Origin of the sequence: Nocardia sp. NPDC051750 (genome assembly GCF_044453135.1) — a bacterium.
In the GTDB taxonomy this organism is placed as follows: domain Bacteria; phylum Actinomycetota; class Actinomycetes; order Mycobacteriales; family Mycobacteriaceae; genus Nocardia.
Genome location: NZ_JBITCK010000007.1, coordinates 550896 through 576948, shown reverse-complemented (window position 1 = coordinate 576948; position 26053 = coordinate 550896). Strand labels below are relative to the sequence as shown.

Annotated in this window: 18 protein-coding genes; 6 read left to right on the top strand and 12 right to left on the bottom strand. The window is 69.2% G+C overall.

The features are described 5' to 3' along the window. Nucleotides 1–135: 135 nt before the first annotated feature. Together nudC and ACIA75_RS30510 are read right to left on the bottom strand one after the other, a co-directional pair. Entirely contained in the window at nt 136–1086 is a 951-nt protein-coding gene (gene nudC / locus ACIA75_RS30515) for an NAD(+) diphosphatase (protein WP_397110120.1), read from the bottom strand. A 40-nt stretch (nt 1087–1126) separates the two neighbouring features. Continuing rightward, on the bottom strand, nt 1127–2197 hold the full coding sequence (locus tag ACIA75_RS30510) for a potassium channel family protein (protein WP_397110118.1): 1071 nt from the start codon (nt 2195–2197) through the stop codon (nt 1127–1129). A gap of 290 nt (nt 2198–2487) precedes the next feature. On the opposite strand from ACIA75_RS30510, the gene ACIA75_RS30505 reads away from it, so the two are divergent. Continuing rightward, a complete protein-coding gene (locus tag ACIA75_RS30505; protein ID WP_397110116.1) occupies nt 2488–2901 on the top strand; it encodes a hypothetical protein in 414 nt (137 codons plus the stop codon). 153 nt (nt 2902–3054) lie between these two features. Here ACIA75_RS30505 and ACIA75_RS30500 read toward each other — a convergent pair whose 3' ends face one another. After that, nucleotides 3055–6462, bottom strand: coding sequence for a UvrD-helicase domain-containing protein (locus ACIA75_RS30500; RefSeq protein WP_397110114.1), 3408 nt, complete (start codon nt 6460–6462; stop codon nt 3055–3057). Then, nucleotides 6459–10658 carry a PD-(D/E)XK nuclease family protein gene (locus tag ACIA75_RS30495; RefSeq protein ID WP_397110359.1) on the bottom strand — a complete coding sequence of 1400 codons (4200 nt, stop codon included), beginning with the start codon at nt 10656–10658 and terminating at the stop codon, nt 6459–6461. Before ACIA75_RS30495 ends, ACIA75_RS30500 begins: the two co-directional genes overlap by 4 nt. Before the next feature lie 171 nt (nt 10659–10829). Between ACIA75_RS30495 and ACIA75_RS30490 the strand changes: the two genes are divergently transcribed. The 4 genes from ACIA75_RS30490 (at nt 10830) to ACIA75_RS30475 (ending at nt 14694) form a co-directional block, all read left to right on the top strand. Continuing rightward, a complete protein-coding gene (locus ACIA75_RS30490) occupies nt 10830–11597 on the top strand; it encodes an alpha/beta fold hydrolase (RefSeq protein WP_397110112.1) in 768 nt (255 codons plus the stop codon). A gap of 7 nt (nt 11598–11604) precedes the next feature. Next, nucleotides 11605–11901, top strand: coding sequence for an MGMT family protein (locus ACIA75_RS30485; RefSeq protein ID WP_397110110.1), 297 nt, complete (start codon nt 11605–11607; stop codon nt 11899–11901). A 51-nt stretch (nt 11902–11952) separates the two neighbouring features. Further along, a complete protein-coding gene (locus tag ACIA75_RS30480) occupies nt 11953–13836 on the top strand; it encodes an NTP transferase domain-containing protein (protein ID WP_397110108.1) in 1884 nt (627 codons plus the stop codon). Nucleotides 13837–13968: 132 nt separating this feature from the next. Then, a complete protein-coding gene (locus ACIA75_RS30475; RefSeq protein ID WP_397110106.1) occupies nt 13969–14694 on the top strand; it encodes a MerR family transcriptional regulator in 726 nt (241 codons plus the stop codon). Nucleotides 14695–14806: 112 nt separating this feature from the next. Here ACIA75_RS30475 and ACIA75_RS30470 read toward each other — a convergent pair whose 3' ends face one another. The 6 genes from ACIA75_RS30470 to ACIA75_RS30445 form a co-directional block, all read right to left on the bottom strand. Beyond that, nucleotides 14807–15235: a type II toxin-antitoxin system VapC family toxin gene (locus ACIA75_RS30470; protein WP_397110104.1), complete on the bottom strand. Its 429-nt coding sequence runs from the start codon at nt 15233–15235 to the stop codon at nt 14807–14809. Further along, nucleotides 15232–15492: a CopG family transcriptional regulator gene (locus ACIA75_RS30465; protein ID WP_397110102.1), complete on the bottom strand. Its 261-nt coding sequence runs from the start codon at nt 15490–15492 to the stop codon at nt 15232–15234. The genes ACIA75_RS30470 and ACIA75_RS30465 overlap by 4 nt, the downstream gene beginning before the upstream one ends. Nucleotides 15493–15620: 128 nt before the next feature. Next, entirely contained in the window at nt 15621–16361 is a 741-nt protein-coding gene (gene narI / locus ACIA75_RS30460) for a respiratory nitrate reductase subunit gamma (RefSeq protein WP_397110100.1), read from the bottom strand. A gap of 64 nt (nt 16362–16425) precedes the next feature. Continuing rightward, on the bottom strand, nt 16426–17106 hold the full coding sequence (narJ, locus tag ACIA75_RS30455; RefSeq protein ID WP_397110098.1) for a nitrate reductase molybdenum cofactor assembly chaperone: 681 nt from the start codon (nt 17104–17106) through the stop codon (nt 16426–16428). Nucleotides 17107–17137: 31 nt separating this feature from the next. Continuing rightward, complete coding sequence (narH, locus tag ACIA75_RS30450) at nt 17138–18973, bottom strand: nitrate reductase subunit beta (protein WP_397110096.1); 1836 nt, start codon at nt 18971–18973, stop codon at nt 17138–17140. A gap of 241 nt (nt 18974–19214) precedes the next feature. After that, entirely contained in the window at nt 19215–22952 is a 3738-nt protein-coding gene (locus ACIA75_RS30445; RefSeq protein ID WP_397110094.1) for a nitrate reductase subunit alpha, read from the bottom strand. Between the two features lie 469 nt (nt 22953–23421). Here ACIA75_RS30445 and ACIA75_RS30440 point away from each other — a divergent pair, with 469 nt between their 5' ends. After that, the gene (locus ACIA75_RS30440) at nt 23422–24168 is read left to right on the top strand and encodes a hypothetical protein (protein WP_397110092.1); all 747 of its coding nucleotides are present in this window, start codon (nt 23422–23424) and stop codon (nt 24166–24168) included. A 22-nt stretch (nt 24169–24190) separates the two neighbouring features. Here the strand turns inward: ACIA75_RS30440 and ACIA75_RS30435 are convergent, their stop codons facing one another. Further along, nucleotides 24191–25177 carry an alpha/beta hydrolase gene (locus ACIA75_RS30435; RefSeq protein ID WP_397110090.1) on the bottom strand — a complete coding sequence of 329 codons (987 nt, stop codon included), beginning with the start codon at nt 25175–25177 and terminating at the stop codon, nt 24191–24193. 60 nt (nt 25178–25237) lie between these two features. Further along, a complete protein-coding gene (locus ACIA75_RS30430) occupies nt 25238–25957 on the bottom strand; it encodes a DUF6875 domain-containing protein (protein ID WP_397110088.1) in 720 nt (239 codons plus the stop codon). Nucleotides 25958–26053 lie beyond the last annotated feature (96 nt).

The window sequence follows — 26053 nt, the reverse complement described above, 5'->3', positions numbered from 1 at the left end:
CGCGCGCGAACCGAACCGGCCGGCCGGCGCATCGTGAAGCTGCATGTTGTCCATAGTAGGCGCGACGAACCGGCCGGTCCGCCACCCCGGGGCGGCTTCGCGCTCGGTGAACATGGGGCACGTCCGGTGCACCGCTCAACCCAGGGGGGAATCGTCGGCGGCGGCCCAGGATTCCACGATCGTGCGGGCGATGGACACCGACCCCGGCAACAGCAGTGTGTTCGTCTCACTGCCGGCACCGGCATCCAGACCCGCTCCCGGACGGGCCGGCCAGCCACCGGCCGCCAACGCCGTGCGCACCTCGTCGCGGGTGAACCAGTGGGCTTCGGCGATCTCGCCGTCGGAGAACACCAGCGGCTGCCCGGGATCGGCGAGCGCAGCGAAACCGAGCATCAGCGACCGCGGGAACGGCCACGGCTGACTGCCCAGATAGCGGATATCGCGGACGTCGAGTCCGACCTCCTCGCGCATCTCCCGCTCGACGCAGCGTTCGAGCGATTCCCCGGCCTCGACGAAACCGGCCAGCAACGAGAACATGGTCGGCGGCCAGCTGTGCTGACGCGCCAGCAGCACCCGGTCGGCACCGTCGTGGATCAGGCAGATCACCGCCGGATCGGTGCGCGGGAAGTCCTCGCGTCCGTCCTCGGTGACCCGGGACCATCCGGCCTTCGCGGTCACGGTGGGGCTACCGTCCGCACCGTGGAACACGGCGCCCGCATGCCAGTTGATCAGGGCGAGCGCGGTGGAGAGGACACCGGCGGTGAAATCGTCGATCGAGGTATCGGCCAGCTGACGCAGATCCCGCAGTTCACCGGCGAGCTCACGGTCGCGCACCGCCCACAGATGCACACTGTCGCGGACACCCAGGAAAACGGCGTCCGGGCTCGGTTCGGCCGACAGATCCGTGGCGGGCTCCCACACCAGCGCCCCCGATTCGTAACGCACCGCACCGCGCCGGCCGACCCGGAGCAGCCGGGCGGTGGCCCAGCCTTCCTTCAGCGCGTGCGCCTCGTCGCGCAGGTGATCGGCGCGGTCGAGCGCCGAACGGGACAACAGAGGGATCTGGTTGAGCTCGAATACCGACACGTCCCGAGACTATCGCGGCCCGATGAGCGACGCGCCGGGGTCAGCGAGCCCGGCGGATGTACAGCAGTTTGTCCCCGGTTTCCAGCGCGTCGACCGTCGGATCACCGACCCTGATCAGCTCACCGGCACGCACCACGCCGAGCACGATATCGCTGAGATGACGCGGGGAACCGCCGACCTCGCCGGGTTCGACCTCACGTTCGGCGACCGCGAAACCGTGCTCGGGCGTGAGCAGATCCTCCATCATCTCCACAACGCTCGGCGTCGTGGTGGCGATACCGAGCAGCCGGCCGGTGGTCTCCGAGGACACCACAACCGAATCGGCGCCGGATTGGCGCAGCAGGTGGGTGTTCTCCGATTCCCGGATCGAGGCGACGATCTTGGCCTTCTTGGTGAGTTCCCGGGCGGTGAGCGTGACCAGGACCGCGGTGTCGTCCCGGTTGGTGGCGACGATCACCGAGGCGGCGTTCTGCACGCCGGCCAGTCGCAGCACATCGGATTGGGTGGCCGTCCCGTGCACGGTGACCAGACCCGCGGTCGAGGCCGCCTCCAGGCTCACCGCGTCGGTATCGACGACGACGATATCGGCGGGCTGCACGCCGTCCCCGAGCATGGCGTCGATAGCGGTGCGGCCCTTGGTGCCGTACCCGACGACGACGGTGTGATTACGCACGGTGCGCCTCCAACGCTGGATCTTCAAGGCCTGGCGGGAACGTTCGGTGAGCACCGCCAGGGTGGTGCCGACCAGGACGATGAGGAACAGCACGCGCAGCGGGGTGATGACGAAGATGTTCACCAGCCGGGCCGAGTCGGTGACCGGGGCGATATCGCCGTAACCGGTCGTGGACAGCGACACGGTCGCGTAATAGAACGCATCGAGCAGGCTCACCGAACCGTCGGCGTTGTCGTTGTAACCGCTACGGCCGAGATAGACGACCATCGCGGCGGTACACAGCAATCCGATCGCGAAGAACACCCGGCGGCTGAGCGAGATCCAGGGGCTGTTCTGTACCTCCGGGATGCGCAGCAATCCGACCAGCGCGAAGTCCGGGCGCTCGGGCCCACCGCCCAGCCGCCCCCGCCCACCCAGCTGGGCGAACCGGGCGCTCACCGGGGCTACCACCGGCCACTCCGGGTATCCGTCACCCTCAGTCCCTCCGACACAGCTCGGGAGCCTACCCGCTCGCCCGCCGTCGAGTCGGTCGCGCGCCCGGCGCTCGGCCGAGTGAATGCCGGGCTGGTCTTCGTCTACGGTGCCGCCGCAACCTCCCATATGGCCGCAGGCGACGGCCTCCCGCGTACCTCCACCTCTCGCACCGGCATGTGTGGTCCGCAGATGGCCGCGCCTCCGCTGCGTCGATCGGATGGGATTTGTCTCACCGAGCCGATTAGGGTGACGGCATGGCAGTCGATACACCCACCGGTACCACCGATTCCGGCCGCACCCCCGCGCTGCGGCTGGCCGCGCTCCTCCTGGGCGCCGGGGTCCTGCATTTCGTGACGCCCAAATTCTTCGATTCCATCGTTCCCGCCCAGCTGCCCGGGAAGGCGCGCTCCTATACCTACTGGTCCGGCGTGGCCGAAATCGGCGTGGGGACCACCTTGTTGATCCCACGGACCCGGCGGCTCGGCGGCCGGCTGGCAGCGCTGCTGTTCATCGCGGTGTTCCCTGCCAATATTCAGCACACGGCGGATTCGGTGAGCAACCCGAAAGCGCCGTGGGCGCTGAAGCTGATCTCGGTGCTGCGCCTGCCTCTGCAACTGCCGTTGATCACCCAAGCGCTGGCGGTGAGCCGCCGGACACCGCGGCGCTGACCGGGCCGCAGCCCGCGCGGTGCTCGCCGGCGGCGCGGCCGCAAGCCCCGTTCTCGGCATCGCACCGGCCGTCGCAGTCGGCCGGTATTCCCCATGTCCGCCGCTGTGGCCGCAAATATCGGAGCCGCACCGCAGCGGGCATTCCGGACCCGGTCAAGGCTGCCGACCGTTCTCCCCGGTCTGCCCCGCGTTGTCCGCGGTCGTCTCCGTGAGCAGCGCCGTGAGTTCGTCCGGGCCGGGCAATCGATCCGGGGCGACCGTGCGACCGCTGCGCACATAGTGGAACGCTGCGCCGACTCGGCGCAGCACCTGCTCCTCGCTTTCCCCCGTGCGAGCCGCCAGCAGGCGGGCCCAGGCCACTCGGTACACCGCCAGCTGCATCGCGACCGCCGGTTCGTCGGCGGGGCCGGGTTCGGCGCCGGTCTTCCAGTCCACCACGGTCCAGCGGCCGCCGGGTTCGGCGAAGACAGCGTCCATCCGGCCGCGGATGACGATGCCGGCGAGGGTGGTCTCGAACGGCACCTCGATCTCCAGCGGGCGGCGCACGGACCAGCGGGAGGACAGGAAAGCCTCTTGCATCCGGGCCAGTTCGGCGTCGGCCGCGGCGCCGGCGTCGGCCGCGCCCGGCAGATCGTCGAGGCCGGGCAGCTGATCGGTGGCGAACCAGCGCTGCACCCAGGCGTGGAATGCGGTGCCGCGGCGGGCCAGCGGATTGGGCGGATACGGCAGTGGGCGACGCAGCCGGGCCGCGAGTTTGCCGGGGTCGGCGCGCATTTCGACCAGGGCCGTGGCGGGCAGCTGGCTGGGCAGTGCCACCTCGGCGACAGTGGCCGCACCGGACCGGTATTCGGCCAGCAGGGCATCGACATCGGCGATCCAGCCGTCCGGATCGTCGTCCGATTCCGATTCCGATTCCGATTCCGGCTCACCGGCGGCCAGTGCGGCAAGGGCACTGTGGACCAGCGCGGCGCCCTGCTCGATATGAACGCGGCGGGCACCCAGCGGGTCGTCGGGCCAGGGCGCGGTATCAGGGGTCGTGGCCAGCGGGTTGGGTTCGCCCGGTTCCGGTTCCGGCGCCCAGTGCGCGATCTGCACGCCGCTGTCCGGCAGTTCGGCGGCGGCGCTGAGTTCGAGCAGGAACTCCGAGGGGCCCTTGGGTTTGTCCCCGGATTCGGGCCAGTGGTGAGCCGATACCAGGAGCACACGTTCGGTCCTGGTCAATGCGACGTAGAAGAGCCGCCGGTCCTCGTCCAGCCGGCGCCGCTGCAGGGCTTGTTTGTGCGCGGTCAGACAGCGCTGCAGGTCGGCGCGGTCGGTGCAATCGGACAGATCCAGCACCGGGACCCCATCCGGCGAATCGGCGGTGGCGCGGTCACCGCGCAGTGCGGTCGGCAGTTCGGCCAGCGCACCCAGCCAAGTGTTCACCCCGCGGGTCGACGGGAACACATCCCGGGTGACATGAGGTACCGCGACCACCTCCCATTCCAGCCCTTTGGCCGCGTGCACGGTGAGCACTTGGACACGGTCCGGCGCGACCTCCACTTCCCCGGGTTCCAGGCCGTTCTCCACGGATTCCGCGGCCGCGAGGAAGGCGAGCAGACCGCCGAGGGTGGCCCCGGTGTCGTTCGCGTAGCCGGCGACGACTTCGGCGAAGGCGTCGAGATGTTCGCGCCCGGCACCCGACCCGGCCAGGGCGCGGCGCGCCTGGGCCTCGACACCGACCCCGAGGGTGCGCTCCACATCGGCGACCAGTTCGGTCAGCGGCTGCCCGGCTCGTTCCCGCAGCATCGCCAGCTCCCGGCCCAAGACGGTGATGCGGCGATATCCGGCGGACGAATACCGTTGCGGTGGACCGGGATCGGCGATGGCATCGGCCAAGCCGGCCCGCTCGGCGGGTTCGGGAGCCACCTCCCGTAGCGCGGCGGCCAGGGTCGCGGAATCGGTGATATCGCCACCGGGGTCATGGCCGATCGACAGCTCCCGGGCCCGCCGGGCCAGTGCGGACAGGTCGGCCACCCCGAGCCGCCAGCGGGCGCCGGTGAGGATCCGCACGGCCGCGCTCCCGGCCGCGGGATCGGCGATCAGCCGCAGGGTGGCGACAATATCGGCGACCTCCGGGGTAGCCAGCAGCCCACCGAGGCCGACGATCTCCACCGGTAAGCCCTGGGCGCGTAACTGTTCCGCGAGTTCCGCGGCATCGGCGTTACGGCGGATCAGGACCGCGGAGGTGGGCGGGGGCCGCTGCGCTTCATGAGCCCGCGTCCATTCGGCGGCGATACGCTCGGCGATCCAGCGACGTTCATCGGCGACCGTGGGACACAGTGCGAGGGCGAGATCGCCGGTTTCGGCATCGGGTTTCGCCCGCAACGGGTCCACCGTGACCCCGCCGCTCGCGCGGGCCGCGGCGCGTAGTGGTTCGACGACCAGGTTGGCCAGCTGGAGTGCCTCCGGCGGATTGCGCCAGCTGGTGAGCAGCGGAAGCACCGGTGCCGGCTGGTTCGGCGCCTCCGGGAAATCGGTGGTGAACCGGGGCAGGTTCGCCGCCGACGCGCCGCGCCAGCCGTAGATCGACTGCATGGGGTCGCCGACCGCGGTCACCGCCGGCGGTCTGGGTTCGGTGCGCCGCGGACCGCTGCGCTCGGCCGCATACCCGGCGCCGAACAGCGCGGAGAGCAGGATGCGCTGCGCATGACCGGTGTCCTGGTATTCGTCGAGCAGTACCAGCCGGAAACGCGCACGCTCCGCAACCGCGACCTCACGATGTTCCGCGGCCAGCCGCGCCGCCAGCGACATCTGCGCCCCGAAATCGAGCGCCCCGCGCTGGTGCAGTGTCTCGCGGAGCTGCCGGACCAGGGGCAGCAGCGCGACCCGTTCCCGCTGGGCGCGCAGAATTCCCAGCAGCTCCTTGTTCGGGCCGCCGCGCTGGCGCGGGCCGGGCGGCAGGGTGTGGACGAGTTTTTCCAGCTCGGTATGGGCCTCGGCCAGCTGCTCGGGTTCCACCAGATGCTCGGCGAGCTGCCCGGACAGCGCGAGCACCGCCTCGGTGACGGTCAGCGGGGACCGGTCGGTGTCGAGGTCACCGTCCCAGGTACGGACTACCTGATGCGCGAGCTGCCACAGCTGGGTTTCGGTGAGCAGTGCCGCCGACGGCTCCACCGGCAGCAGCAGCCCGTGCTCGCTCAGCAGGCGGCCCGCATAGGAGTGGTAGGTACTGATCTCGGGCTCCGCACCGGTCAGGGTGGTGCGCAGCTCGCCGGTAGGGTCGAGATCGCGCAGCAGCCGGGATCCGGCCAGCCGGGCCAGCCGGGTACGGATCCGGGCGGTCAGCTGCTGGGCGGCCTTACGGGTGAACGTGAGGCCGAGGACCTCCTCCGGTGTGACGAGACGGTTGGCCACCATCCAGACGACCCGGGCCGCCATCGTCTCGGTTTTCCCCGCCCCGGCACCCGCCACCACCAGCATCGGGCCCGGCGGCGCGGCGATCACCGCGGCCTGTTCCGCGGTCGGCTGGGGCAGACCGAGCGCGTCGGCCAGGTGCCCCGGTGTGACCCGGGCGCTCACTCGTCGGTCACCTGACGCCCGGCGTCCTGGACCGGGCAGCTGTTGCGCACCGCGCAGTGGCGGCAGCCGTCGTTGCGAATGGCCAGGAAACCGGGGCCCGCGGTACTCGCGGCGGCCGTATGGATGGTCTCGCGCCAGGTATCGAGCGCTTCGGCGTCGAGCGCCGGCTGGGCGCGTTCCTTCGCGACCCCGCTGGCCGCCGGGAGCCCGACGTACACCAGCCGGGCGCCGCCGGGTTCGGGGTCCGCGGCGGTATCGTCCAGCGCGCCCGCCGCGGCCGCGACCTGGTAGGTGGCCAGCTGCGCGTGCTGCGCGGCGTCGGCCTCGCTGACCGGGTTCTTTCCCGTTTTCACATCGACGATCACGAACCGGCCGTGGGCGTCCCGTTCCAGCCGGTCGATCCGGCCGCGGATCCGGACGTCGGGTCCGCGGTCGCCGCCGGGCAGCACGCAGTCGACGGCTACTTCGATACCGGCCTGGGTGAGTTCGGCGCGGGTACTGCGCACCCACGCGACGAACGCGTCCAGCATGGCCTCGGTACGACGCAGCTCCTGGCGGGAGTGCCAGCTGGAGTCCGGGTCGATACTCACCCAGCTGCGGGCGAGCTCGGACCGCACCTGGTCGAGCGGAACCCGGCCGGCCAGCGCTTGGACCAGGGTGTGCACGAGTGTGCCCTTGACGGCATGCGGGTTGTCCCCGTCCGATCCGCCGTGCCGTTCCAGCGCCCACCGCAGGGGGCAGGTGCGCAGCAGTTCGACCGTCGAGGGAGACAGGGCGATCGGGCCGTCGTCGTCCCACAGTGTTTCGGTGGTGCTGAGTTCGGCGACGCCGTACCAGTCACCGGGGGCGGTACCGGGTATCCCTGCCAGGGCGAGACGGGCCAGCTGGCCGGCGGCACGGCGCCGCCGTTCGTCGCCCGCGCCCGGATCGCTGACGGCCGCACGCAACTCGGCCACCAGCGCGTGCAGCGCGAGCACCCGGCCCGGCTCGGCGACCGGGAGCGCGCCGGGTTCCCCGTCGGATTCGCCGCCGAGCAGTTCGGCCAGGAACCGTGACGGCACCAGATCCCGCTCCCCGGTCACCGATTCGACCGCGGTGACCAGCAGTGATCGCCGCGCCCGGCTACACGCGAGGAACAGCAACCGGCGTTCCTCGGCCAGAATCGGTGCGCTGCGACTGACCCGCTCGGTGATCCCGGCGACATGATCGACCAGGGCCTCGGTCTGCAACAGGGTGCCCCGCGGGCGCGGATCGGGCCAGATCCCCTCCTGCACCCCGGCGACCGCGACGACCTCCCATTCCCGCCCGGCGGCCGCGTGCGCGCTCAGCAGATCGATGGCTTCGTCCTGCCGCGAGGGCGTCGCCCGGTCCTGCGCGATCTGCTGCTGGGTCAGGTATTCCACGAACCCCTCGATGGTCGCGCCGGGCAGCCGGTCGGTGTAACCGGCGGCGGCGTCGAACAACGCGACCGCGGCGTCGAGATCCCGGTCGGCCTGCATTCCGGCCGCGCCTCCGCGCTCGGATTGCGCCAGCCAGCGTTTCTCCAGCCGCGACCCGGTCCACAACGCCCACAGCACATCCTCGACGCTGCCGCCGTCGCGCCGGACCCGGCGGGCACGGTCCAGGGCGCGCACCGCCCGGTTCAGCGGTGCGACCTCGACGTCCGTGAGCCCAGCGAGGATCCGTTCGTCGCCCGCACCGAGAAGCAGTTCCCGCAGAACGTCCATCGAGGGGAGGTCGGCGACCGGACCGGCGACCTCCACAGGCGCGGTGCCGCCGGAGTCGTCCCCGCGGACAGCGCCCGCCCCACCATCACGATCGGCGGAGGTCGAGCGCACACCCACACGGCTGTCTCCACCGACGGATCGGACAGTGCGCAGGGCGTGCGCTGATTCCTCAGCACCTGGCTCGGTGACCGGCACCGGCCGGCCGGTGATCACGCCCGGAGGCGTAGCCGAGGCTGTCGGTCCGGGCGCACGCTCGGCAGCGCCATCGCCACTCGAGGAAGAGACGACAACGGGCACATGTCCTGTGGTCACGTTGCGATCCGGGCCGGGCCGGCCGGCGATATCGCGTCCTGGGTCGGCGTTCGGGCCCAGCTCGGCGGGGTCGGGCGGAAGTTCGTCCTCCTCGTCCGGAGGTTCCGGTGGAAGGCCGTCCCAGCGATCGGTGGCGAAGTAGTCGTCGTCCAGGCCGAACCACTCCGCGTCCGCGGCATGGCGATCGGCGTCGCGGTACGGATCGTGGTCCGGGAAGTCGTCCGGGCGTTGTGCCTGCGGTGACTCGGGATCCGGCGGCGGGTCGTCCCACGGTTCGGGCGAGTCGCCCCACGGTTCGGGCGGGCCGGCCGAATTCGGAGCCGGATCGGCGGGTTCCGGCGTGGTCCGGGCGAGTTCCAGGGTGGTGCGCCGGATACCGCGGCGCAGCCGGCGCAGGCTGATCTGATCGGCGCCGCCCAGCGGACCGCCCAGCAGGTCCAGCGCGTCGTCGGGGCCGAACAGCGATCCGGTGGATCCACTTCCCCGGCGTGCGGGCTCGCTCGCGAGCACGGCGCGCAGCGCGAGCAACATCCAGGAGGCGCCGCGCCGGCGGGCCAGCGGGGTGTCGTTCACCGGCTGCCGGACCGGCACCCCGGCGGCTAGCAGCGCCCGGCGCAGGGGTGGTAGCAGCAGCGGCACCGACCGTACGATCACCGCCATCTGCGACCACGGCACACCTTCGGTGAGGTGGGCACGCCGCAACTGGTCCGCGATCAGCGAAGCCTCCTTGGCCGGGCTGCCGAGCACCCGCACCCGGACCTGCGCGACCGGTCCGGATGACTCCGGCTCCTGTTCGCCGCGCTCCGCGGGACCCAGGTCGGCGAGGGTGGTGCGATGCGCGGCGCTGCCGGGCAGGCGGGACGCGATCCGCGCGGCGGCCGTATGGACGGCGGGACCCGAACGGTGGTTGGTGTGCAGCACGATGCGCCGCGCCGCCGGGACCTCCAGGTCGGTGAGGAATCGGGCGTCGGCGCCGCGGAAGGTATAGACGGACTGGTCCGGATCCCCGGCGATCACGGTGGTCCCGGCGCCTTCGGCGAGGACCCGCACCAGCATCGCGGCCTGCGGGTCCAGATGCTGCGCGTCGTCGACCAGCAGGCAGCGCAGCCGGGCGCGTTCGGCGGCCAGCAGATCGGCGTCACCGGCCAGCGCGTCCAGTGCCGCCCCGACCAGCTCCGCGGCGTTCAGCGCGGGCGCCGAGGCCTCCGGTGCCGCCACCCCGACCGACCAGCGCAGCAGCATCGCCTGTTCGTAGCGCTGCGCGAACCGTCCGGCCGCCACCCAGTCCGGCCGGTCCTGCCGCCGGCCCAGGTCGATGAGATCTTCCGGGCCGAGGCCGCGTTCGGCGGCACGCAGCATGAGGTCGCGTAGTTCGTCCGCGAAACCGGCCAGGCTCAGGGCGGGCTGGAGCCGCGGAGGCCACAGGTCAGCGGCTCCGGCGGCGATATCGGTCAGGTCGCCGCGCAGCATTTCCCGCAGCACCGCGTCCTGTTCGGCACCGGTGAGCAGCCGCGGCGGCGGATTCCCGTGCCGGGCCGCCTGCCGGCGCAGGATCCCGAACGCGTACGAGTGGATCGTGCGGGCCAGTGGTTCGCGGGTCGCCCCGGCGATCGCCACGTCGGACCAGGCCCCCCCACCGGGGTCGGCCCCGGGGACGGCATGCGTGTCGGCTTCGCTGGCGGCGGCGCCGGGACCAGCTCCCCCGGCTGCCTCGTCAGGACCGGATCCGGTAACTGCGTCGTGACCGGCTCCGGGGACGCCCTCGCCGGGCCCGGCAACCCGCAGAGGCTGCCGGTCGGCCCCGAACAGGTCGGGGTCGGTCCCGGTATCGGACAGGTCGGTAGGCGTCTGGCCGGTGAGGGGAAACAGCGCCAGATCGGCGGGGCCGTCCGGGTCCGGGCCGCTCGCGAAGACGGGAGCGCAGACGTCCCAATAAGCCAGGCGCTCCGTGAGCGCGTCCCGCGCGGCGGACGCGGCCCGCTTCGAGTGGGTGAGCAGTAACACCGATTCCGGGTCCGCGCCGTCGGCAATCCGCGCCGCCGCGATATCGATCAGCAGCGCCGACTTCCCGGTGCCGGGACCGCCGAGCACCCGCCACAACCGGCCCGTTCCGGGTTGCGTACCGGTTGCCGGCGGGCCGGCGAACAGCGCGCGAATACCAGCGCCCCAGGTCCGAGCCCGGGGAGCCGATGTTCTCCGGCGCACCAGCCGCACCGGCCTATCCGAACGCACCACGACCGCTATTGCAACAGACGGGGCCGACACCGCCGGTACCACGCCGGACCCGCGGGCGCTGCGGGTGCGCGACCCGACGATAAGAATGTCATCGTGTCCACACTGCATGTTCACCGATTCGGCCCGGCCACCGGCCCGGTGCTCCTCGCCCTGCACGGTCTCACCGGTCACGGCAAACGCTGGGCAGACCTGGCCCGGTTGCTGCCCGATGTCCGAGTGATCGCTCCCGACCTGCGCGGACACGGCCGCTCCACCGCGCTGCCGCCCTGGGACTTCGAAACGATCGTGGCGGATCTCGCCGAGCTGCTCACCGCGGAGACCGACGAACCGGTGGTGGTGGCGGCGCATTCGTTCGGCGGCGCCTGCGCGCTGCACCTGGCCGAACGCCATCCCGGCCTGGTCCGCGGGCTGGTCCTGCTCGACCCGGCCGTCGCACTGGACCCGGCATGGCTGCACGACCTCGCCGGGGCCACCCTTGATTCCCCGGACTACACCGACGTCGAGGAGGCCCGGATGGACAAGCTGGCCACGGGCTGGGGGGCGGCCGAGCCCGCCGTCTTGCAGGCCGAGCTCGACGAACATCTGGTGCCGGCGGGGAACGGACGGGTCGGGTGGCGGGTGAGTCTGCCGGCACTGGTCGCCTACTGGGGTCAACTGGCCAGGGAGGCCGCCAAGCCCCCGGCCGACCTGCCGACCGTTCTGGTGCGCGCAGCAAAAGTCGACCCACCGTTCCTCACCGCGCCGGTGCAGGCCGCGCTCGCCGATCGGCTGAACCTCACCGTCGAGGAGTGGGACTGCGAGCATATGGTCGCCCAGGTCCTCCCGGAGCGGACCGCGGCCCTGATCCGCGCGGCACTGTAGGCCGGCGATGGTCACCACCGATGAGCAGATCGAACGCGTCCGCGAACTGGTCGCGTCGATCCCGCCGGGACAGGTCGCCACCTACGGCGATATCGCCGCGGCGGCGGGGTTGTCCACACCGCGCACAGTGGGCTGGATCATGCGCACCGATTCCGCCGATCTGCCCTGGCATCGGGTGCTGGGCGCCTCCGGGCGACCCGCGGCTCACCTCGCCGGCAAACAGCTCCGGCTGCTCATGAGCGAGGGGGTACCGGTCGAGGACGGGCGGGTCGACCTGCGCACCGCACGCCACATCTTCTCCTGACCGGTCCACCGACCGGCCGCGTCGTCCCAGACGGCGAATAGCATGAGCTGTATGCCGAATTCTGCGCCCGCCCCGGACGTGATCGTGCTCGCCGGGGGCCGGGCCAGCCGTATGGGTGGCGTCGACAAACCGGGCCTCGTCGTCGGCGGGCGTTCCATGCTCGACACCGCCCTGGCCGCGGTAGCGGGGCTGGGGCGCACCGTGGTGGTGGGGCCACCACGCCCGGACCTCGCCGCGTCCATCGTGCAGACCCGCGAACCCGAACCCGGCTCCGGCCCGGTGGCGGCAGTCGCCGCCGGACTGGCTGCCCTCGGGGACGAGCTCCCCACCCACGTGGTGATTCTCGCCGCCGACCTGCCGTTCCTGACCGATGCGGTGATCGGCGAAGTGCTCCGGCACCGTGCGGATTTCGACGCCGTTTTCGCCGCCGATGCCGCCGGACGACCGCAATATCTCATCGGCGTGTGGCGGTACGAGGCGCTCGCCGGCCGGCTGCGTGAACTCGGCAGCGTGGTCAACCAGCCGATGAAAGCGCTGGTGCCACGGCACACGAACATCGTCGCGCTGGCCGGCGTCGACGATTGCGATACGCCGGGCGATCTCGACGCCGCCCGCGCGGCGCTCGCCGGCGCCCCGGTCCGCACCCCAGGCCACCACGGGCCGCTCGCGGCCGAGTCCCCCCGGAACGTTTCCACCCCCGGTGCTTCCGGGATATCGATCTCCGGAGCCGAAACCCCGCGGCCTGCCGAAACCCGGACACCCGCTGACAGCACACCTCTCCCGCTGGATCGGGCCCGAGAAATACTGTGCCAGAGCCTGTCTCGGTTACCGGAACATCAGTGTGCGCTGAGTACGGCGCGCGGCGCCGCACTCGCCGCCCCGATCACCGGGCTCGGCGCGCTGCCCCGCTTCGATGTCTCGGCGATGGACGGTTACGCCGTCCGTGGAGACGGCCCCTGGGAGCTGCGCGCCGATATCGGTTTCGCCGGCGGACAGCGCCCGAACGGCCTGCTCCCCGGCGAGGCGGTACGGATCGCCACCGGCGCCCAGGTTCCCGACGGCACGACCCGGGTCCTGCGCGACGAATTCGCCCGGTACGACGGCCGGCTGCACCGGATCCCGGAAACCCCGGAGCGTTCCGATATCCGCCGCCGTGGCGAGGACCGCACACCCGGGGACGTGATCGCTCCGGCCGGTACCGCCGTCACCCTCGCGCTGATTTCGGCCGCCGCCGCGGTCGAGGTCACCACAGCGGCGGTACGCGGGCCGGTCCGCGCCCGAATCGTCATGACCGGTGACGAAATCCGCAGCACCGGCCCGCTGCAGGCCGGACAGACCCGGGATTCGATCGGCCCCGTCCTGCCGGGGCTCCTCGAGCCACACGGCGTGCGGACCGTCGACCAGGTCCATCTCCGCGATACGGCCCACGGTTTCGACCAGGTTCTCGCGACTGCCACCGATTGCGATCTCCTCGTCGTGGTGGGCGCGACCGGCGGTGGCGCCGCCGATCAGCTCCGCGGTGCCCTCGACCGCGCCGGATCCCGAATCCTGGTCCCCCGTCTGTCCCTACGCCCCGGCGGTTCCACGGTCGTGGCCGAAATAGATTCGACAACAACAGTTCTCGGCCTGCCGGGCAATCCGTTCGCCGCGGTCGCCACCCTGCTGGCCCTGACCCCGGCCCTCGTCGCCGGCCGCACCGGCGCACCCCCACCCCCGCAATTGATCGGGCCATTGCACAATGCCGCCGAAATCGCCGGCCCGGTGGCCCGGATCGTCCCGGCCCGGTATGCCGGGCCCCCGGCGGGCGGCTGGATCGGCGATACCTCGATCCGCACCGCCCACCTGGGCGGATTGATCGACCGGGACGGCCTGGTCGTCGTCCCTGCCGACGCCCGAGACGGTGAATCGGTCGAGTTCATCCCGATGCCCCACTGATCCGCCGCCCTGGATCCGATATGCCCCGCTACGCCGACCGCGGGACACTTGACTATGCCGTAGCGGCACAGTTCACGCTGGAGTACCCGCTCGGCGCGCACGTGCCGGCAGAGCCGATCCGAGGAGCTGATCATGTCCTGGAGTACTCGTGAACTCGCCGAACTCGCCGGCACCAGCGTGCGGACGGTGCGGCACTATCACGATGTCGGACTCCTCGAACAACCCGAGCGCCGCAGCAACGGCTACAAACGCTACGGCGTCTCTCACCTGTTGCGCGTGCTGCGCATCAAACGCCTGTCCGATCTCGGCATACCTCTGTCGCGGATCGCCGGAATGGGGGATGACGAATACCCGCACGAATCCCTGCTCGCCCTGGACGCCGAACTGGCCGCGACCATCGAACGTCTCCAGCGCATCCGCATGGAACTCGCCCTCATCCTCCGGCAGGGCACACCCACCGATCTCCCACCCGACCTGGCCCCGGTCACCACGGAATTCAGCGAAGCCGACCGCGCCTACACCGTCATCATGAACCGTGTCCTCGGCCCGACGGCACTCGGTTCGCTACGCGAAATGCTGACCTCCATGAGCCCCGGCGACCCCACGATGGCCGAATTCGACAATCTCCCGGCCGACGCCGACGAGCAAACCCGCGCCGACCTGGCCGAACGGGCCCTGCCCTACGTCCGGAAACTGCACGCCACCTACCCGAACCTCGCCTCGGTCGACGACTCACCGGTCGGCCCCCAGCGCGCGACCCAGGCACTCGCCCTGGCCCTGAAAGACCTCTACAACGAAGCCCAGTTCGACGTCCTCATGCGCGTGAACCGCCTACTCACCACGTCCGAACAGGACTGACCGGCAAAGCAGGACCAGTTCAACTGGTCACCCGATAGGTATCGCAGTGTGAGCGCCTCGTACAACCCCACCAGGGTCGCCGCGCCCACGATCTCACCGGGCGCATGCGCTACTACCGAAGCGGATTTACCCACTTCACACCGGTGAATCTGCCGAAATCTGTGTCGTTGGAGTGGATTTCACCCTGATTCTCGATTGCGTAGGCCGCGATCTGGGCATCCGTTGTCAGATTCCCTGCCGTACCGATCTCGATCAGTAGATTCAGGGCGATTCGCAGATGACTCGGCCCCGGGACCAGGAGGTCGACATTCGGCTGCGCCAGCCAGCTGTCGAGGTACCCGACAGCATCCGCGACCGGCAACGGGGACTCGAGCACACGTCCGCTGGTACTGATCCGCAGAAAGCCGAAGAGGGCTGGTTGGGTCAGCCCTACCCGGGTCGGGCTATTGAGTGTCTCCTCCAGCCACCCACGGGCGCGCGCATGCTGCGGGAAGCCGGAGACCACCGCATAGAGTAGGAGGTTGACGTCAGGGATTATCACGAAGTACGCCGTGAGTTCTCGATGATCGCCTCGTCCTCCATTTCGTCGGCCAACTGATTGAGCCTCGACGGATCGAACCCTGGGCGCAGGGCCGATTCGTGTGGAGTCAGTCGGTACGGTTCCCCCGGGGTCACCCGCGGTTTCAGGGCACGCCGAAGTGCATCATTGATTATCTGCTTCCGCGAGACGTGCTGACGGCGGCTGGCGGCCTCGATCAACTCGGTCACGTCGTCGTCGATGGTCAGGGTGGTCCGCATAGAGACATCATGATGCCTCTGAATTCTGATGTCAAGATGCTTGATGTCAGAAGACAGGTCTCGAATTACCGCCGACTGAGCAGCTGAACCCGTTCTTGTCCGAGCAGCCCCCTGCACCGGCGTCTTGCTCAGTGCCAGCGTTCCGGGGTGACCGGGGCTTCCCAGGCGCGGGCGTAGCGGCGTTTGTCGGGGCCCGCGATTTCCTTGCTGCGGTAGACGACGTAGGGGCGGACCAGGTAGCCGACGGGGGCCGAGAACATGTGCACCAGGCGGGTGTAGGGCCAGACCGCTATCAGGGCGAGGACGAACAGGCCGTGGGCTTGGAAGGTCCAGGGGGTGCCGACCATCAGTTCGGGTTGCGGGCTGAGGGTGAACAGGCTGCGGAACCACGGGGAGACCGTTTCGCGGTAGTTGTAGGTGCCCCAGAGGAGGTTGCTGCCCATGGTGTTCAGCATGCCGGTGAGCAGGGCGCCGGCGAGTAGGAAGTACATAAACTTATCGTTGGTGGTGGTTGCTTTGCGGACGGCGGGGACAGTGAAGCGGCGGTAGAGCAGAATGCCGATGCCGGCGATCACCATGAGACCGGCCACCGAGCCCGCGCTCACCGACACCAGGTGGTAGACGTGTTCGCTGATACCGACGGCCTCGGTCCAGGATTCGGGGATCAGCACTCCCAGCACATGACCGAAGAACACCCCGAGCATGCCGAAGTGGAACAGCGGACTGCCCATCCGGAGCAGGCGGGATTCGTAGATCTGCGAAGAGCGGGTGGTCCAGCCGAACTGGTCGTTGCGGTAGCGCCAGATATGGCCCAGCACGAAGGACGTGAATGCCACATAGGGCAGGCTCATCCACAAGAACGTAGTCAATGCGCCCTCCTCGGAGCAGGTTCATGTGGTCCGCGGGCGGCGGAGTGCATGCGGAGGTATCGCATCATCGGCGGCCTTCCGATCGGTCCGGCATCGTCGGGTCCATGGCGAAGGGTTCCAGGCCGACCTCTTCCTCGGGCGGGCCCTGCGCGGCGAGTTCGGCGATCTTGCGCCGGTCCGCGGTGGTCGGCGGGGCCAGCGTCGCCACGACGGCGGCCAGGAGTCCGGCATAGGGTGAGCCGGCGTCGGACAGCGACAGTCGGAGCAGCTCTATCACCGGGACGTGTTCGCCGAGCAGGCGTTCGCCGCCGATCGGGTCGACGGTAGCGGCGAATTCCAGCAGTACCGGCAGGTGATCGGGGAGTTCGCTGTCGCCGAGTTCCACGCCGGCGTGCCGGTAGGCGTGCTTGAACCGCAGCAGCGCCATACCGCGTTTGCGGGTGTCACCGTAGGCATAGAACGTGAGGTGCAGGCTGGCGCGGCGGCGCATATCGAAGGTTTCGACGTAGTGCGCGGCCAGGTCCAGCTGCGGGGTGTTGCGCAGGTGGTCACAGAAGTCCGACAGGTGGGTGCGGACCGGTTCCGGCAGTTCCCCCACCGCCTCGGTGACCTGGTCGAGCATGGTGATCGTGGCGGCGGCGGGATAGTCGAGCAGCAGGGCGGCGGTGCGCCAGACGAGCCGGCGGTCCCGTTCGCTCATCGCGACGGTGGGTTCGGGGCGGCGGCGGAGTTTCAGGAGGGCCATCGGGTACTCCGCTCGCAGCTGATCGTGTACGTCACCGACCGGCCTCCGAAGGCTCCGGCTGCGGCGCGGTATCGCCGTTGCCCGTCACGGAACCGTTACCGGTCGTTCCGGCGCCCTGACTCATATGTGCGTCGACGGGAAACCCGTTGCCGCTGTTACCGTTCGATCCCCCGGCGGCGTGTCCGTTACTACCGGAACGTCCATTGCTGCGCCCGTTCGATCCGGAACCGTTTGCCCCGTGTCCGTTCGCCGCCACCCCGGCCGATCCGTTCGCGCCGACCGGAATCAGTCCCTCGGTACTCTTCCCGTCCCAGTTGAGCAGGTTGATCCGGCCTGCTTTCTCTTCCGGCGCAGCATCGTTGGAATCGGTGAGATGGAACTTCTCCACCATCTGATCGAAGGCGGTCATTCCCGGACCACCGTCGTTGTCGAGGCTGCAACCCGTGGCGAGCGAATCCAGTTCGTGGGCCCGGGCGCCGGCGCCGGTGGGGATCACATAGCGGTGCTCGTATTTCGCGATGGCGAGCAGCCGGTACATGGCCTCGATCTCCTCCGGTTCCAGCCGCACCGAGGGCGCGATCGCCGGGTCCGGTTCCTGACCGAGGTTGACCGACCGCATGAACGCACGCATACCGGCAAGTCGCTGCAACGCTGCCCGCACCGGGCCCACATCACCGGCGGTGAAGAGTTCGGCCAGGTACTCCACCGGAATCCGCAATGCGTCGATGGCGCCGAAGAGGTTCGCGTGGTCTTCGCCGTCGTGCCCGGTTCCGGACAGGACATCCACCACCGGCGACAGCGGCGGCACATACCAGACCATCGGCATGGTGCGGTATTCCGGATGCAGCGGCAGTGCGATCTGGTAGTCGACGATGAGCTTGTATACCGGCGAATCCTGCGCGGCCTGAATCCATTCCGGCGAGATCCCGGCGCGTTCCGCCTCGGCGACCACGCGCGGGTCGTGCGGGTTCAAGAAGACCCCGAGCTGACTCGGATACAGATCTTTGTCTTCGGTGACCGAGGCCGCCTCGAGGACCGCGTCCGCGTCGTAGAGCATGACGCCGATATAGCGCAGCCGGCCGACGCAGGTTTCCGAGCACACGGTGGGAATGCCGACCTCCACACGCGGATAGCAGAACGTGCATTTCTCGGCTTTGCCGGTTTTGTGGTTGAAATAGATCTTCTTGTACGGGCAGCCGGTCATGCACTGCCGCCAGCCGCGGCATTTGTCCTGGTCCACCAGGACGATGCCGTCCTCGGAGCGTTTGTAGATCGCGCCGGACGGACAGGACGCCGCACACGACGGGTTCAGGCAGTGCTCGCAGATGCGCGGCAGGTAGAACATGAAGGTCTCTTCGAATTCGAGCTTGACCTGCTCGGAGACCCGGGCCAGCAGCGGATCCTTGCCGACCTGCTCCGGCCCGGAACCCAGATCGTCGTCCCAGTTCGCACCCCAGGTGACCTTCGTATCGTCACCGGTGATCAGCGATTTCGGCCGGGCCACCGGGGTGGTGTCGATGGCCGGGGAGGACAGCAGATTGTCGTATTCGTAGCTCCAGGGCTCGTAATAGTCCTCGATGGTCGGCAGGTCCGGGTTGGCGAAGATATTGAGCAGCCGCTTCAACCGCGACCCCGACTTCAGGGTGAGCTTGCCGCGCTTGTTGAGCGTCCAGCCGCCCTTCCATTTCTCCTGATCCTGGTACTGCCGCGGATAACCCTGGCCGGGCCGGGTTTCCACATTGTTGAACCAGACATATTCGGTACCACCGCGATTGGTCCAGGCCTGTTTACAGGTGACCGAGCAGGTGTGGCAGCCGATGCATTTGTCCAGATTCATGACCATGGCCATTTGCGCCATCACACGCATAGCTGGACCGCCTCTCCGGGAATTTTGCGCGCGGCTCCGAGTCGTCGACAGTCGGGTACGCGTGCCTGCGGTTGAGTACCGGAAACGATTTCGGGCGTACCCGGCGAGTTACCCGGACCGCACGAAATCAGTTGTCGCCGTGGTGGTCCAACGGAAGGGTCCATGTCAGCGTCCTTTCGACATGATCGGGGGCGCTACGTGGTAACACTGCGCTGCCTCCTCCGCGCCTGACCCGCCCATGTCAGTACTCCACCTTCTGGCTGCGGCGGCGGATGGTGGTGACCTCGTCGCGCTGGTTACCGGTGGGGCCGTGGTAGTTCAGGGCGAACGACTGCTGGGCGTAGCCGCCGATGAGATGCGTGGGTTTGATCATGATCCGGGTCAGCGCATTGTGGATACCGCCGCGTTTGCCCTTGCCCTTGAAGGCGGCGCCGTCTCCCGCGGTTCCCTCGATCCGCGGGACATCCACCGCCCGGTCCTGCGCGTGGTACATGAACACGGTGCCCTCGGGCATCCGGTGCGAGACGATGGCGCGGGCCACCACCACCCCGTTACGGTTGATCGCCTCGATCCAGTCGTTGTCGGCGACCCCGATTTTCGCGGCGTCCTTCTCCGACATCCAGATCGTCTGCCCACCCCGCGAAAGGGTCAGCATGTGCAGGTTGTCCTGGTAGGCGGAGTGGATCGACCATTTGGAATGCGGGGTCAGATAGCGGACGGTGACGCCGTGATCGCTCACCTCGCCGACCCCCGGTTCCGCGAACAGGGCGGTCATATCCAGCGGCGGACGGAAGGTCGGCAGCTGTTCGCCGAGCTCGATCATCCAGTCGTGGTCCAGGTAGAAATGCTGGCGGCCGGTGAGCGTATGCCACGGTTTGAGCCGTTCGGTGTTGATGGTGAACGGCGAATAGCGGCGGCCGCCGGTTTCGCTGCCCGACCATTCCGGCGAGGTGATCACCGGAACCGGCCGGGCCTGGGTGTCGGCGAACGTGATCCGCTTGCCCTCGTGTTCGGCGGCCAGATCGGCCAGTTCGGTACCGGTCCGGCGTTCGAGGGCATGGAAACCCTCCACCGCCAGGCGACCGTTGGTTGTACCCGACAGCGCCAGGATCGCTTCGGCGGCATGGCTGTCCTTGGCCAGTGACGGCCGGCCCTGCGCCACCCCGGACACGATGGTCCCGTTCATCCCCGCGAGATAGTCGACCTCGGCGCCGGGATGGGTGGTGACCCCCTTCGTGGTGACGCCGAGCGAATCGACCAGCGGACCCAGCGCGGCCATCTTCTCCGCGATTTTCGGGTAGTCCCGTTCGACGACCACCAGTTTCGGCATGGTCTTACCCGGGATCGGTTCGCACTCCCCGGCTTTCCAGTCCAGCACCCGGCCACCGGCCTGGGCCATGGCGTCGGGCGAATCGTGCTGTAGCGGTACCGCGACGATGTCCTTGCGCACGCCGAGATGTTTCTCGGCGAGCCAGGAGAATCCGCGGGCGATCCGGTGGAACGCCTCGAAATCGGTTTTCGCCTCCCACGGCGGCGAGATGGCCGGGGTGAAGGCGTGCACGAACGGGTGCATATCCGTCGAGGACAGATCGTGTTTCTCGTACCAGGTGGCGGCCGGGAGCACGATATCGGAGAACAGCGTGGTGCTGGTCATCCGGAAGTCCAGCGACAGCAGCAGATCCAGTTTGCCGGTGGCGGCTTCGTCGCGCCAGACGAGTTCCTCGGGCCGGATCCCGGTGGTGTCGTCGGTCTGCAGATTGGAGTCCGCGCCGAGCAGATGCCGGTGGAAGTATTCGTTGCCCTTGCCGGAGGAGCCGAGCAGGTTGGCCCGCCACACCGTCAGCACCCGGGGGAAGTTCTCCGGGGCGTCGGGATCCTCGCAGGCGAAACGCAGATCGCCGGATTTCAGCCCGTCGACCACATGGTCGGCCGCCGAGCGTCCGGCGGCTTCGGCCTCGTCGGCCAGGTCCAGGGGATTGCGATCGAAGGTCGGGTATGACGGCATCCAGCCCAGCCGGGTCGCCAGCGCGATATTGTCGGCGGCCGTGCGGCCCGCGAACTTGCCGCTGCCCAGGGGCGAGGAGAAGGCGTCGGCGGTGAACGGGTCGTAGCGCCACTGGTCGTTGGTGAGGTACCAGAAGATCGTGCCCTGCATCTGCCGCGGCGGACGCTGCCAGTCCAGTCCGAAGGCGAGGGTCGACCATCCGGTTACCGGGCGGCATTTCTCCTGGCCCACATAGTGTGCCCAGCCGCCACCGTTCACACCCTGGCAGCCCGTGAGCAGGGTCAGGGTGAAGAAGGAGCGGTAGATCTCGTCGGAGTGGAACCAGTGGTTGGTCCCGGCGCCCATCAGGATCATCGACCGGCCGCCGGATCGCTCGGCGTTATCGGCGAACTCCCGCGCGATCCGCCGGGCTTGAACAGCGGGGACGCCGGTGATGGCCTCTTGCCAGGCGGGTGTGTACGGCTCGGTGGCGTCGTCGTAGCCGGTGGGCCAGGTACCGGGCAGGCCCGGGCGGCCCACGGCGTACTGCGCCAGCAGCAGATCGAAGACCGTGGTGACCCGCTTCCCGGCGACCACCGTGGTCGGCACACCACGCGTCAGCACGCCCGGGGTGTCGGTATCGAACCGGGGGAACTGTACGGCCGCAGCATCATCGGTACGGCCGTACAGCGTCAGGAGCGGCTCGACGCCCCCGAGATCCAGATTCCAGCGCCCGGTGCCGTTCTCGCCGAACCGATCCCCCAACGATCCGTTCGGCACCACCGGCGCCCCGTCGGAGTCCAGCAGCACGGTCCGGAATTCCGCGCCCTCGTCCTCGTTGCCCAGGTCGGCGGAGGTGAGGAATTTCCCCGGCACCGCGACCCCGTCCGGGCCTTCCTCCACTGTGATCAGGAACGGCAGGTCGGTGTACTTGCGGACATAGTCGAGGAACCGCGGCGTACTCCGGTCGACGAAGAACTCCCGCAGCACAACGTGACCCATGGCCATGGCCAGCGCGGCATCGGTCCCCGGCCGGGCGGCCACCCATTCGTCGGCGAACTTGGTGTTGTCGGCGTAATCCGGCGACACCACCACGACCTTCTGGCCGCGATAGCGGGCCTCGGTCATGTAGTGGGCGTCCGGGGTGCGGGTCACCGGGACGTTGGAACCCCACATGATCAGATATCCGGCGTCGAACCAGTCCGCCGATTCCGGAACATCGGTCTGATCGCCGAACACCTGCGGCGACGCCACCGGGAGGTCGGCGTACCAGTCGTAGAAGGACAGCATCGACCCGCCGAGCAGCGAGATGAACCGGGCCCCGACCGCATGACTGACCATGGACATCGCCGGAATCGGGGAGAAACCCGCAACCCGGTCCGGGCCGTACTGCTTGATGGTGTGCACATGGGCCGCGGCCGCGATCTCGGCGGCCTCCCACCATTCCGCGCGAACGAACCCGCCCTTACCGCGGGCCGCCTTGTACTTCCGGGCGCGTTCCGGATCCTCGACGATATCGGCCCAGGCCAGTACCGGGTCCTTGAGTTTCTGCTTGGCCTCCCGGTACATCTCCAGCAGCGTGGACCGGACATACGGATACCGGACCCGGGCCGGCGAGTAGGTGTACCAGGAGAAGGACGCGCCGCGCGGGCAACCGCGGGGTTCGTACTCGGGTTTGTCCGACCCCACCGACGGATAGTCGGTCTGCTGCGATTCCCAGGTGATCACGCCGTCTTTCACGTAGATCTTCCAGGAACACGAGCCGGTGCAGTTCACCCCGTGGGTCGAACGCACCACCTTGTCGTGGGACCAGCGGTCGCGGTAGAACTCGTCGGCACTGCGCCCGCCGACCTTGTGCACGGTGCGGTGATCGTCGGAGACCTCACCGCGCTGGAAGTATTTCCCCAGCCGCAGGAGTGCGTCGCCGGCGCCCGGGTCTCCGGAACGGGTGTCCGCAGTGGTGCGCGACGTGCCTGGAGTACGTGAAACAACCACGACGCCCCCTATTCTCGAGCGGTGAAATCGGGCTGAATGTCTTGACTGTAAGGACGGCGCCGGACCAGGCCAAACGGTCTTCTCACATCGAAAATGAGCAGGTGGTGAGCTGTGAGGTCACCGCAATCTGGTGGTCACTACGGCACACCGCCGGATGTGGCGGCGAGAGAAGGTCACCTGGGAAAACGGTGCGGAACGCGGAAGGTGGGCCACCTCGGAAGCGCTCGCGGGCCGGAGCGGTGAAGCTTCGGAAATCACCGCTTCTCCAGTGGTTTACATTTGTTTACATATTGTGGCGTCCGGATCGGGCCGGCACGCAGTGGCGCGCATCACTCCGCACTCACTCAGGGCGACCCGGCACTTCCACACAGCGGGAAGCCGATCACCGTGTTCCCGGAAGCGATTCGCCTACGATTGCTGCCCGATCCGACTGCCACCGGCGGTCGCCCGAACAGCGTCGAGGTGCACCATGGTCAGACCTGCGCCGGTGTCCCGGGGCCGGAGCTTTCCCACTCGAACCATATCCGCGCTCGCGGCGACCATGCTGCTCGTCGGTACGGCGCTCGCCACCGGTGCGGTGCTGGCACCCGCCCGGGCCGATGCCGCCCCGGCCGTCACGGTATATCCCGGTATGGAGGTCGTGCGAACCGAGATCCAGGGCAAGAAAACGGCGGTCAGCCGGTGCACTGTCGGGCTCACCGGGTCGGTCGGCTCGGCGCGGTACGCGGTCACCGCCGGGCACTGCTACCGCGACGGAGTCGTCACCGACAAGGACGGCAATCCGATCGGCTGGTACGAATTCCACCGGCCGGACAAGGGCCTCACCTTCGGGTTCGGGTTGATCCGGCTGTACGAAGGGATCGGGGTGGCCGCCACCATGGGAAGCTTCGGCTTGTCCTCCGTGGATATGAAGCCCCGCAAGGGGCAGAAGGTCTGCAAACTCGGCGCGACCACCGGCTGGAGTTGCGGAACGATCACCGAAACCGCGGAGAAATACCTCTACACAACCAAGGAACTCGGCTCGGAGGGCGGCGATTCCGGCGCGGTCGTCTACCGGCAGACCGCCGACGGGCACGCCGCCTTCGTCGGCATCCTGGTGGCCTACGACGAGGCGAACGGCCACAGCGCGGTAGTGGAACCCGCCGCCTGGCTCTTCGATCAGATCGACCGGTACGGCCCGACCCGCGACGCGCCGTTCGTCTGGTACCGGGTCTGATCCGGTCCGGCTCCCAGCGGGATCAGACTCCGAGCGCGCCCGCGAAGACCGGCCAGGACCGGTGCAGATCGTCCTGCCAGTAGGACCAGGCATGGGTGCCCGGATGGAGGTGGACGGTCGCCGGGATCTGCCGGGCGGCCAGCGCGGCGACCATCGGGCCGGTGCAGCTGTTGACGACGGATTCCATGGCGCCGCCGACGAGTACCCGGTCGGCCAGCCGCAGCGGGTCACCGTCGATTCCGCGCGCGTTCAGCACCTCGTGCTGTCCCGGGGCGCCGCTACCGGCGGAGAGGTAGAGCGCCGTCCCCCGCAAGCGCTCCAGGTGCAGCATCGGATCGTGGTCGAGCCAGGCGGGATGGCCGGGGCCGCCCCACATATTGGTCGCGTTCGCCCCGAACAGGGCCAGCTGCGAGTACACGATCGCGCGGGCCATCGGATCGCTGGTCCGGGTGCAGCCGCTGTATGCGCCGGCGGCCCGGTACAGACCGGGGGCGCGGATCGCCAGATTCAGCGCCGAAGTCGCCGACATCGACAGCCCGGCCACCGCATTGCGGCCGGTCATCCCGAACCTGGCGTCCAGCAGCGGCGGCAGTTCGCGGGTGAGGAAGGTTTCCCATTTGCTGCGGCCCAGTACCGGATCGTCGGCGAGCCAATCGGTGTAATAGCTGGCCCGGCCGCCCATCGGCACGATCACGTTCACCGGTTTATCGGCGAAGAACTCCACCACATCGGTCCGCCGCATCCACGGACCCCCGTCCTCGCCGCCGTCGACGGCGTTGAGCAGGTACAGCGCCGGAGCGCCGGAACCCGGATGGGACATCCACAAGGTGATCGGTTTATCCATCGCGGCGGAATGCACGACCACTTCGAACTGCCGGCCACCGAGCGGGCGCACATCCAGGATCCGGGCCGGCCCCGCCGCGGCGGCCGGCCCCGCCGCGGCTCCGGCCGGTATCAGCGCGAAACACAGCGTGAACAGGTAAACCAGGCAACGCTGCAGCCGGTACATGCCGTGGTTCTACCACGATGCACACCCGGTCCGGCGGCAAATCACCGGCCGGAGCGCAAGTCATCCGGCCTGTTCGTCCCGGGCATGCACGCGCAACGCGGTGATCGCCCCGGCCTCCGCTTCCGGCACCCGCATCCGCTCGGCGACCGACCACCGCAGCGCCCGCGGCAGCTGCGGCGCGACCTTGCTGAAATACGCGTACAACCAGTCGGTGCGCGCGACCAGGAACGGATAGTCGGTGGTCATCATGGGGCGGATCACCAGCATCGGCAGCGGTGCGTCCAGCGGATGGAAGGCGGCATTCCACAGGCCCGGCACAGCGCATCCCGGATAGAACTGGCCGAGCATCAGGCCGTCGCGTACCAGGTCGGTCTTGTGCCGGCGGTGCACGGCGTCGATCCGGTCATACCGGGTGAGGCCGGGGAAGACGGTCACCGATGCCAGCGACCGGGCGTCGGTTCCACTCGCCCGCAGGTGGTTGTAGAGCTCGTGCGCATCGCGCACCACGTCCGATAATTCCGCGGCGGTGAGATCGTCACCGCCGGGAACCACAGCCGTCCACAGGGCGTGCCGCGCCGTCGTCTGCCGGACGAACGGGCATACCGGGCCCTCCCGGCCGAGCTCGGGGTGCGGATGCACGAGATAGTCGGCGATCCAGTGCGTGAGCACCTCGGCGTCGGGAAAATCGCGGGACCACCGCGCCGGGTCTTCGTAGACATCCCGCCACAAAAAACCCGTGCGCGGGCCCACATGCGCAGGCAGCGGCACTTCGGCCGCCACCGGGGGCGGCCTCCACCCGGACACCGTCGGAGTCATAGCGCGGCACCCAGTCGTAGAAACTCCCTGGAAGCGGGGGCGTTCGGTCGGCGGAGGCCG

Coding starts and splice junctions, on each gene's coding strand:
- ACIA75_RS30505 (WP_397110116.1), top strand. CDS start 2,488: ATGGCAGTCGATACACCCACCGGTACCACCGATTCCGGCCGCACCCCC.
- ACIA75_RS30485 (WP_397110110.1), top strand. CDS start 11,605: ATGGTCACCACCGATGAGCAGATCGAACGCGTCCGCGAACTGGTCGCG.
- ACIA75_RS30480 (WP_397110108.1), top strand. CDS start 11,953: ATGCCGAATTCTGCGCCCGCCCCGGACGTGATCGTGCTCGCCGGGGGC.
- ACIA75_RS30475 (WP_397110106.1), top strand. CDS start 13,969: ATGTCCTGGAGTACTCGTGAACTCGCCGAACTCGCCGGCACCAGCGTG.
- ACIA75_RS30465 (WP_397110102.1), bottom strand. CDS start 15,492: ATGCGGACCACCCTGACCATCGACGACGACGTGACCGAGTTGATCGAG.
- narJ (WP_397110098.1), bottom strand. CDS start 17,106: ATGGCCCTCCTGAAACTCCGCCGCCGCCCCGAACCCACCGTCGCGATG.
- narH (WP_397110096.1), bottom strand. CDS start 18,973: ATGCGTGTGATGGCGCAAATGGCCATGGTCATGAATCTGGACAAATGC.
- ACIA75_RS30440 (WP_397110092.1), top strand. CDS start 23,422: ATGGTCAGACCTGCGCCGGTGTCCCGGGGCCGGAGCTTTCCCACTCGA.
- ACIA75_RS30435 (WP_397110090.1), bottom strand. CDS start 25,177: ATGTACCGGCTGCAGCGTTGCCTGGTTTACCTGTTCACGCTGTGTTTC.